The organism is Gordonia sp. p3-SID1431 (assembly GCF_025143765.1).
GTDB lineage: Bacteria > Actinomycetota > Actinomycetes > Mycobacteriales > Mycobacteriaceae > Gordonia > Gordonia hongkongensis.
This window is the reverse complement of record NZ_JAMBDT010000144.1, coordinates 1-9,819: the sequence shown is the minus strand read 5'-3', so window position 1 is coordinate 9,819 and position 9,819 is coordinate 1. Positions and strand designations below refer to the sequence as shown.

Below are 9,819 nucleotides of genomic sequence, written 5' to 3'. Positions count from 1 at the left end.
CCCCCCCCGTCCAGAGACCTTCGTGCTCAGTCTGTTCGTGTTCAGTTGTCGTCAGTACCGACGGATGCCCGTCAGGGTCCACTCCTTGACGGCGTCGCGCTTGACCGGCGTGCCGTAGTTGGACGAGTGGACGAACTGACCGTTGCCGACGTAGATGCCGGCGTGGCCGCCACCGTTGAAGATCATGACGTCGCCGGGCTTGGCCTCGGAGTACGACACCGCGCGTCCGCCGCCGAGCTGGCCGTAGCTATCGCGCGGGATGTTCTTGCCGGCCTGCTTGTAGGACCAGTAGACGAGGCCCGAGCAGTCGAATGCGTTGGGGCCGGCGGAGCCGTAGGAGTACGGCGCACCGATCTTGCTCTCGGCGGCCTTTACCGCCTTCTGACCGGCGGTCAGCTGCGGCTGGCCCAGGGGCGCGCCGCCACCCTGCGGGCGGAACTGCTGCGGGATCTGCTCCGGCGCGATACCCGGCACGGTGAACTGCCCCAGGTTGGGGATCTCGACCGTGGCGGCGGGCGACTTCTTCACCGGCGTGGCCTCAGGCGCGGGCTTGGCCTCCGGGGCCTTCGCGCCGGGCAGGGCCGGGATCTCGAGAGTGCCCAGCGGGGTGTGGACCGGGGCGGCGAGAGCAGGGCCGGCGGCTGCGGCGAGCGAACCGAGTGTGATCGATCCAGCGATCACCGCCTTCTTGGCGACCGTGCTGCCACGATTGGGCTGTTCCAAACGATGTTTGGCCACGAAGCGAGTTCTCCTTCAGATCTTCCTCTACCGCCGACCGAGTTAGCTGTCGGGTTCGGGCCGGAAGAGTGGCCCTACACGTTTTCGCGCATGAGGTATCCACTGGACACTCATGCATGGCAACGCGATTCACCCCGATTCGGATCGGCTTCGACTGAGTCGCATCAGTGGCGATGCGCTCCGACGAGCCCGTCCGAAGGTTGTGGTTCCCCGGTTCGCCCGCGAGGGCGATTGAGCGGTGACTACTGCGGACCACTTCTGTTGAAGCGGGACGCTCCGCAAAGGTCTCAGAAAGGTTACGAAATCGGATGCGCTCTGTCCACTAAGCGACAGACAGCCAAACCTCGGCCGCTTCTCAGCCTGCCCTGAGGACGGTCACAGAAGCGCGTCGATCCGGCGCCTGAACTGCGGTTTTGGCTGATCTTGCAGATCGTGCAGCGCCGCTGGTCACCATTGCAGCAGCCTGCAGAACGTCGATGGCGAGGTCCAGTTCGGCATCCGCGTCCGAGGTGGCCGCCGTTACCGAACCTCCACCTTCGTGGGACATATCGTCCCAGCTCGGACCACCAAACAGCACTGTCATCATGCACCCGTCGCAAGCGACGGGACGAGCCGGGCAGCGCGCACAATCGACGTACATAATGTGATCTCCATCTCATCTGGCGAGGGTGGGCCGCGTCGGCCCCGTTACGGGTCGTTGTGACCGTGAGAAGACCGCATTTCTCACGTCCAGGTGGAGACTAGGGGCGCCCACCGACAAGTCCGTCGAACAGCGATCGACACAGCAGTCACACGGGTCACACGACACGATGTCGGAGCGTCGCGGTCGCGATGTCGGTGGATCGAACTAGTGTTCGCCGGGTGACGCAGACCAGCGTGGACGGCTCGCCCGCGGGGCAGCTCACCTTCGCCGACCTGGAGGCCGCCGACCAGGGGGCCACGGGTGAGACGACGAACGAATTCAGCGACCGGTCGCTCTTCGAGACGACCCTCGTCGTCGTCGACCTCGAGACCACCGGGTCCGACCCGGTCCGCGACCGGATCACCGAGATCGGCGCGGTCAAGATCCGCGGCGGCGAGGTGGTCGGCGAGTTCGCCACGCTGGTCGACCCCGGCCGGCCGATCCCCCCGCAGATCGTGACCCTCACCGGCATCACCACCGCGATGCTGACCGACGCCCCCCGGATCGAGTCGGTGCTGCCGTCGTTCTTCGAGTTCGCCCGCGGCTCGATCCTGGTGGCCCACAACGCTCGTTTCGACATGGGTTTCCTTCGGCAGAACGCGATCCGGCTCCACCTGCCGTGGACGTTCAGCCTCAGCCTGTGCACGGTGACCATGGCCCGGCGCATCCTCAGCCGTGACGAGGCGCCGACGGTCAAGCTCAGCGCGCTCGCCGACCTGTTCGACGTCTCCGTGCGGCCCACCCACCGGGCGCTCGACGATGCGCGCGCCACGGTGGAGGTCTTCCACCGGCTCCTCGAGCGCGTCGGCAATCAGGGCATCGCGACCGTCGGCGAGCTGACGTCGTATCTCCCGAAGACCGACCCGCGCCTGCGCGCCAAACGCGCACTCGCCGACCATGTCCCGGCCCGTCCCGGGGTGTACCTGTTCCGCGGCCCGTCGAACGAGGTCCTCTACGTGGGCACCGCGGTGGACCTCCGCCGCCGGGTCCGGTCGTACTTCAGTGGCAACGACCCGCGCCGCCGCATCGCGGAGATGGTGCTCCTCGCCCAACGGGTCGACGTCGTGGAGTGTTCCCACGCCCTGGAGGCCGCCGTCCGCGAACGCCGGCTCCTCGGCGCGCACGCACCGGCGTACAACCGACGATCGACCCAGCCGCACAAGGGTTGGTGGGTGACCCTGACCGAGGAACGCTTCCCCCGGCTCAAGGTCAGCCGAACACCCACCGACGAGTCGATCGGCCCGGTGGGCAACCGCAACAACGCGGCGACCGTCGCCGACGTGATCTCGGCGGCCGCCGGTCTGCGCACGTGCACGACACGGCTCGGCGCGACGGGCTACCACTGGTGTCCCGAGGCCGATGGGAGGCGGCGGCCGGGGTCCTGCCGGGCGGCCACGGCGCAGCCGCAGACGGTGCCGGACTACTCTCCCCGGGTCACCGCGGCCCGCCGGCTCATGCGAGGTGAGGCCGACGAGCTCCTCGACGGCCTCACCGCGCGCCTCACCGACCTCGCCAAGGCGCACATGTTCGAGACCGCGGCGCGGCATCGGGACCGTCTCGCGCTCACGATCGACGCCCTCGCCCGCTGCCAGCGACTGGCCGCGCTGTGCGCGATCGCCGAGATCGTGGTCGCCCGGCCCGACGGTGAACGCGGTTGGCAGTTCGCGGTCATCCGGCACGGACGGCTCGCCGCCGCCGGGCGCGCCCGACGCGGCGTCTCGCCCATGCCCGTCGTCGACGCGCTCGTCGCGGCCGCGGAGACCGTGTTACCGGGCCCCGGTCCGCTGCGGGGCGCGCCGGCCGAGGAGGTCGGCCTCGTGTACCGCTGGATGACCGAACCGGGCGCGCGCATCGTGTCGACGAGTGAGCCGGTCGCCCTGCCCGCCGGCTGCGCCGAACGCCGGCTCGGCTGGTCGCAGTCGGCGCACGACGCACGTGCGGCCAGACCCGTCGCCGACTCTCGCACACGGCAGGCGAGCTGAGGGCCACGCACCACTAGGCTGGCGGCATGATCACCGCCATCGTCCTCATCCAGGCCGACATCCACCGGATCCCGGAGACCGCCCAGGCCGTCGCCGACATCCCCGGGGTCGAAGAGGTGTACTCCTGTGCGGGCGACGTCGATCTGATCGCGAAGATCCGGGTCCGTGACCACGAACAGATCGCGACGGTCGTCACCGGCCAGATCAACCGCCTACCCGGGGTTCTCAAGAGCGCGACACACATCGCGTTCCGCAGCTACTCCAGCTCCGACGTCGAGGGCGGTTTCTCCATCGGCGAGAACTGACCCGCCGAACACTGAGCCCCACAAGGATTTCGGGACAGCGTGACCGTCAGGCGGGCGCGGCGAGCCGGCCGCTGAGCTCGGCCCACCGCTGCAGCAGGTCGGCGGCGGCACCGTTGTCGATCGCATCGGCCGCCCGCTCCTTCGCGGCGCCGAGGGCATCGGTCAGTTCCGCCGAGCTCATCGGCGCCTCCTGCTCGAACGCGACGATGGCCCCGGCCGAGTTCAGCAGCACCGCGTCCCGGACCGGGCCCGTGGTCCCGGCCAGCAACTCACGGGCGATCGCGGCGTTGACCGTCGCGTCTCCCCCCTGCAGGGCGGAGAGTTCCACGCGCGCGATCCCCAGATCCGTCGGGTCGACGGTGAGTTCGTTCACCTGCCCGGCGACGACCTGCCAGACCGTCGACGTGGTGGTGGTCGTCAGTTCGTCGAGACCGTCGTCGCCGCGGACCACCAGCGCGGAGCCGCCGCGCTCGGCGAAGGCCCGCGCCAGAACCGGCGCGAGGTCGGCGAAGGCGCAGCCGATCAGCCCCCGGCTGGGTGTCGCCGGGTTGGTCAGCGGCCCCAGCACGTTGAAGACCGTCGGGATGCCGATCTCCTTGCGCGGCGGACCGGTGAAGCGGAACGCCGGATGGAACACCGGCGCGAAGCAGAAGCCGATCCCGAGTTCCGACACGCACTGCGCGACCGCGGCGGCGTCGAGGGAGATGTCGACGCCGAGCGCCTCCAGCACGTCGGCACCGCCGCTCTTCGACGACGCCGCACGGTTGCCGTGCTTGACCACCGCGACGCCCGACGCAGCGATCACGATCGACGTCATCGTGGAGATGTTCACCGTGTGCGACCGGTCGCCGCCGGTCCCCACGACGTCGACGGCCGGGCGACCGACGTCCACGAGCGTCGCGTGGTCGAGCATCGCGCGGGACAACCCGAGGAGCTCCGCCGGTGCGGCACCTTTCATCTTCACGCCGACGCCGAACGCGGCGATCTGGGCTCCGGTCGCACTGTCGGTCATGATCTCGTTCATCGCCCACGCCGCCTCGTCGGCGTCGAGGTCGAGGCGATCGGTGACCTTGCCGAGGATCTGCGGCCAGCTGAAGTCAGACTGTGCGGTGCTCACGGGGAGTCAGCATATTCGTGTTCAGAGCGGCGGACGCTGGAGGACGGCCCACTCGCGTGCGAATCCGCCGTGCCGCGAACCCAGGCTCGCCATCCGGGACCGTTCCTGGGACAGATGCATCGCGTCGAGCAACTGGACCCGCGCCAGGACCAGGACCACGAGCCGGTCGTCGCGCGGTGCCGGCCTCGGCCCCCAGCGTTCGTCGTCGACGGACTCGTAACCGTCGAGCGCGGCCACCGCGGCCGCGTCGGCCCGCCGGTCGGGTGGCACCTCGACGACGTGCCGGAGGATCACCTCCTCCGCGGCTCGCCACGACGACGCGTCGAGGGCCACCGAACTCGCGATGGCGTCGTCGTCGGACCGGGCCACCACCTCCACCTGCTCACGCAGCGTCAGCGGACCGGCGCCGACACGCGGGCGCAGCCGTGAGCGGAGCCGCGCCAGACGACCCTGCTCGACGAGTCGGCCGTTGAGATCACGGGGGCCGGGCGGCGCCGAACTGGACATGAACACACGGTAGCGAGCCGGGCGTCCGCCACGCCCTTCCCGGACACGCCGAAGGTCGCCCGATTCGGGCCCGGACCTGCACCGGGAGAATTAATCGGGGGCAATTTCCGACCCGGGTGGCCACGGCTTACTACGAACCGTCATACTTCACTTGTGACAAGCGCTGTAGGTACCTCAGGAACAGCCATCACCTCGCGCGTGCACTCGCTGAACCGGCCCAACATGGTCAGCGTCGGCACGATCGTGTGGCTGTCCAGTGAGCTCATGTTCTTCGCTGGCCTCTTCGCGATGTATTTCGTCGCCCGTGCCAACTCCGCCGTCGGCTGGCCGCCGCCACCGACCGAGCTGAATCTCGCCCTCGCCATCCCGGTGACGACGATTCTCATCCTGTCGTCGGTGACGTGCCAGATGGGTGTCTTCGCCGCCGAGCGCGGTGACGTCTTCGGCCTCCGCCGCTGGTACGTCATCACCCTCATCATGGGAACGATCTTCGTGATCGGGCAGGCGTACGAGTACACCGTGCTGGTCGGCCACGGCACGACCCTCGCGTCGGATGCGTACGGCTCGGTCTTCTACATGACGACCGGGTTCCACGGCCTCCACGTGATCGGCGGTCTGATCGCGTTCGTGTATCTGCTCATCCGGACCAAGCTGTCGAAGTTCACGCCGGCGCAGGCAACCGCGGCCATCGTCGTCTCCTACTACTGGCATTTCGTCGACATCGTGTGGATCGGGCTGTTCGTCACGATCTACTTCATCCGATGACGCCGGCCCGTTCCACCACGACCGAGCGCAGCTCGATCTAACAACAGTCCGTCCCGCTTAGTAGAGAGTCACAGATGAGTTCATCTCCACCGCGTCCGTCGGATAGCGGCACCGAGGTCGGACCCGATGCCTCGGCCCGACGCTCCTCTGCACGCGACGCCGGCCGCCGCGCCAAGGCCCGACGCAAGCTCCGTCGGCGCGCAGGCGGCACCATCGTGCTGCTGGCCGGCCTCGTCATGGCGGGTGTGCTCGCCTCGGTGCTGACCCCCGAGCCGCAGGTCGCGGTCGCCGACGAGAGCAACGCCGCGATGATCGACGACGGTCGCAAGCTCTACGAGACCTCGTGCATCACCTGCCACGGCGCGAACCTCCAGGGCGTGCCCGAGCGCGGTCCCGCACTTCTCGGTGTCGGCGACGCCGCCGTGTACTTCCAGGTGTCGACCGGACGTATGCCGGCGGCGCGTGGTGAGGCGCAAGCCCAGCGCAAGCCGGCCAAGTTCACCACCGAGCAGATCGACCAGCTCGGCGCCTACATCCAGGCCGAGGGTGGCGGACCGCAGGTGCCGCGCAATGCCGACGGCACCGTCGCGATGGAGTCACTGCGCGGCGACAGCATCGGACGCGGCAGTGAGCTGTTCCGATTGAACTGCGCGTCGTGCCACAACTTCACCGGTCGCGGTGGCGCACTGTCCTCGGGCAAGTTCGCGCCGAACCTCGACGGGGTGAACGAGGCGCAGATCTACACCGCGATGCTGACCGGTCCGCAGAACATGCCCAAGTTCTCGAACCGTCAGCTCGATCCGGAAGAGAAGCGGGACGTGATCGCCTACGTCAAGTACGTGAGCGAGGCCAAGCCCAGTGGTGGTCTGGGCCTCGGTGGTTTCGGCCCGGTCAGTGAAGGCATGGTCATGTGGTTCGTCGGCGTCATCGCCATCGTCGCCGGCGCCATGTGGATGGGATCTCGAGCATGAGCGCGAACGACAAAGACGTCCCGTCGCGGGACGAACTCGAACAGATGAGCACCGATGAGCTCGTCAAACTCGGCACCAATCTCGACGGCGTCGAGATCATCCACCGGTCCGAGCGTTACTCGGTGCCGGGCACCAAGGTCGAGAAGCGCGCCGAGCGTCAGGTGGCCATCTGGTTCACCGTGGCCGGCGTGTCCGCCCTCGCGTGCCTCGGGATCTTCCTGTTCAACCACTGGGAATTCGCCCTCCCGGACGATCCGAACTACTGGTGGTACACGTTCAACACGCCGCTCCTCGGCGTGACGTTCGGCCTGTCGGTGTTCGCCATCGGCGTCGCGCTGATCCTCATCACCAAGAAGTTCATCCCGGCCGAGATCTCGGTTCAGGATCGTCACGACGGTGGATCGACCGAGGTCGACAAGAAGACGATCGTCGGTCTGCTCCAGGACACCGGCGCCACGTCCACCCTGGGTCGTCGCAAGATGATCATCGGCTCCGCCGGTTTCGGTCTCGGCGCCTTCGCGGTCACCGGACTCGTGGCCTTCCTCGGGGGCTTCATCAAGAACCCGTGGGCCGAGGGCCCCGACTCGCCGCTGTGGCATTCGGGATGGTCGCCGATCTACAACCCGCCGGAAGCGCCCAACGAGACCATCTACCTGCGGCGTGACACCGGCAACCCGTTCCAGGTCGCCCTGGTCCGGCCGGAAGATCTCGACGCCGGCGGTATGGAAACCGTGTTCCCGTGGCGTCGTTCGGACGGGTTCGGCGAGTCCGAGCACTCCCGCCATCTGCTGGAGGAGGGCCTGCACCAGGTCCGCAACCCCGTCATGCTCATCCGTCTGCGTCCCGAGGATGCGGCCCGTGCGGTCAAGCGCAAGGGTCAGGAGAGCTTCAACTACGGTGACTACTTCGCCTACACCAAGGTCTGCAGCCACCTCGGCTGCCCCGCCTCGCTCTACGAGCAGCGGAGCAACCGCATCCTGTGTCCCTGCCATCAGTCGCAGTTCGATGCGCTCGAGTACGCCAAGCCCATCTTCGGACCGGCCGCACGTGCGCTGGCACAGCTGCCGATCACGGTGAACAACGAGGGCTACCTCGTTGCCGCAGGCGACTTCATCGAGCCCGTCGGTCCGGCATTCTGGGAGCGTAAGTCATGAGCATCGCCGAACGCCTCGGCACTCAAGCCGAAGAAGTGGACTCGCGGTATCACCTCGCCGCGGGCATGCGTCGCCAGATCAACAAGGTCTTCCCCACCCACTGGTCCTTCATGCTGGGTGAGATCGCGCTGTACAGCTTCATCATCCTGCTGGTGTCGGGCGTCTACCTGTCGCTGTTCTTCGATCCGTCGATGACGCGCGTGGTGTACGACGGCGCCTACCAGCCGCTGAACGGCGTGATGATGACCAAGGCGTACGAGACGACGCTGAACATCTCGTTCGAGGTGCGCGGCGGTCTCTTCGTCCGTCAGATCCACCACTGGGCGGCACTGCTGTTCGCCGCGTCGATCATCATCCACATGATGCGCATCTTCTTCACCGGTGCGTTCCGACGTCCGCGTGAGGCCAACTGGATCATCGGTTGTCTCCTGCTGATCCTGGCGATGTTCGAGGGCTTCTTCGGTTACTCGCTCCCCGACGACCTCCTGTCGGGCACCGGCGTCCGCGCCGCCATGAGTGGCATCGTCCTCGGCATCCCGGTCGTCGGCACCTGGATTCACTGGGCTCTGTTCGGCGGCGACTTCCCCGGCGTCATCATCATCCCGCGCCTCTACGTGCTGCACATCCTGCTCTTCCCGGGCATCATCCTGGCTCTGATCGGCGCACACCTCGCGCTGGTCTGGTACCAGAAGCACACGCAGTTCCCCGGCCCCGGCCGCACCGAGAAGAACGTCGTCGGCGTCCGCATCATGCCGGTCTTCGCCGCCAAGGCCGGCGCGATGTTCGCCTTCGTCACCGGCGTCCTGGCGATCATGTCGGGCGTCTTCCAGATCAACCCGGTCTGGAACATCGGTCCGTACAACCCGGCACAGGTGTCGGCCGGATCTCAGCCGGACATCTACATGATGTGGACGGACGGTCTGATACGTCTGTTCCCGGCATGGGAGCTCTACCTGGGCAACTACACGGTGCCGATGTCGAACTGGGTCGTGCTGATCATGACCATCATCTTCGGCCTGATGTTCGCTTACCCGTGGATCGAGAAGAAGCTCACCGGCGACGACGCGCACCACAACCTGCTGCAGCGTCCCCGCGACACCCCGGTGCGGACGGCGATCGGCTCGATGGCGGTCTCGTTCTACATCCTGCTGACGATCGCATGTATGAACGACATCATCGCGTTCAAGTTCCACATCTCGCTGAACGCGACCACCTGGATCGGGCGTATCGGTCTGATCGTCCTGCCGCCGCTGGTCTACTTCATCGCCTACCGCTGGGCGCTCTCGTTGCAGCGCAGTGACCGCGAGGTCCTGGCACACGGCATCGAGACCGGCATCATCAAGCGGCTGCCGCAGGGTGAGTACATCGAGGTCCACCAGCCGCTCGGCCCGGTCGACAGCCATGGTCACCCGATCCCGCTCCCCTACGAGGGTGCGGCACTGCCCAAGCGGATGAACAAGCTCGGCTCCGCCGGTGCCCCGGGGACCGGTTCGATCCTCACGGCGGATCCGCCGGAGGAGCAGCTGCGCAACGTCGAACTCGAGCACGAGATCGAGGCCGGCGAGCGGAAGGCCCTTCGCGAGCTGCAGGCCAAGGGC

9 protein-coding genes and 1 riboswitch are annotated in these 9,819 nt (G+C 67.5%); of the genes, 6 read left to right on the top strand and 3 right to left on the bottom strand.

The window, feature by feature from the left end:
* Positions 1 to 51: 51 nt before the first annotated feature.
* Positions 52 to 738, bottom strand: a complete 687-nt coding sequence (locus tag M4D77_RS22430) for a C40 family peptidase (RefSeq protein WP_259937461.1) — start codon at positions 736 to 738, stop codon at positions 52 to 54.
* Between the two features lie 16 nt (positions 739 to 754).
* Positions 755 to 986, bottom strand: a riboswitch (cyclic di-AMP (ydaO/yuaA leader).
* A 583-nt stretch (positions 987 to 1,569) separates the two neighbouring features.
* Between M4D77_RS22430 and M4D77_RS22425 the strand changes: the two genes are divergently transcribed.
* Positions 1,570 to 3,402, top strand: coding sequence for a DEDD exonuclease domain-containing protein (locus M4D77_RS22425; protein ID WP_240198555.1), 1,833 nt, complete (start codon positions 1,570 to 1,572; stop codon positions 3,400 to 3,402).
* Between the two features lie 26 nt (positions 3,403 to 3,428).
* Positions 3,429 to 3,707, top strand: coding sequence for an Lrp/AsnC family transcriptional regulator (locus tag M4D77_RS22420; RefSeq protein WP_058253073.1), 279 nt, complete (start codon positions 3,429 to 3,431; stop codon positions 3,705 to 3,707).
* Positions 3,708 to 3,753: 46 nt separating this feature from the next.
* Here the strand turns inward: M4D77_RS22420 and trpD are convergent, their stop codons facing one another.
* Both trpD and M4D77_RS22410 read right to left on the bottom strand, forming a co-directional pair.
* A complete protein-coding gene (trpD, locus tag M4D77_RS22415; protein ID WP_065630045.1) occupies positions 3,754 to 4,824 on the bottom strand; it encodes an anthranilate phosphoribosyltransferase in 1,071 nt (356 codons plus the stop codon).
* A gap of 21 nt (positions 4,825 to 4,845) precedes the next feature.
* On the bottom strand, positions 4,846 to 5,331 hold the full coding sequence (locus M4D77_RS22410) for a hypothetical protein (protein ID WP_065630095.1): 486 nt from the start codon (positions 5,329 to 5,331) through the stop codon (positions 4,846 to 4,848).
* A gap of 153 nt (positions 5,332 to 5,484) precedes the next feature.
* Here M4D77_RS22410 and M4D77_RS22405 point away from each other — a divergent pair, with 153 nt between their 5' ends.
* The 4 genes from M4D77_RS22405 to M4D77_RS22390 form a co-directional block, all read left to right on the top strand.
* Positions 5,485 to 6,096 carry a heme-copper oxidase subunit III gene (locus M4D77_RS22405; protein ID WP_065630046.1) on the top strand — a complete coding sequence of 204 codons (612 nt, stop codon included), beginning with the start codon at positions 5,485 to 5,487 and terminating at the stop codon, positions 6,094 to 6,096.
* A gap of 74 nt (positions 6,097 to 6,170) precedes the next feature.
* A complete protein-coding gene (locus M4D77_RS22400; RefSeq protein ID WP_058253076.1) occupies positions 6,171 to 7,067 on the top strand; it encodes a c-type cytochrome in 897 nt (298 codons plus the stop codon).
* Positions 7,064 to 8,221, top strand: a complete 1,158-nt coding sequence (locus tag M4D77_RS22395) for a ubiquinol-cytochrome c reductase iron-sulfur subunit (protein WP_058253077.1) — start codon at positions 7,064 to 7,066, stop codon at positions 8,219 to 8,221. The genes M4D77_RS22400 and M4D77_RS22395 overlap by 4 nt, the downstream gene beginning before the upstream one ends.
* Positions 8,218 to 9,819, top strand: a 1,602-nt coding sequence (locus M4D77_RS22390) for a cytochrome bc complex cytochrome b subunit (RefSeq protein ID WP_259937460.1), incomplete at its 3' end; no start/stop codon positions are given. The genes M4D77_RS22395 and M4D77_RS22390, both read left to right, overlap by 4 nt.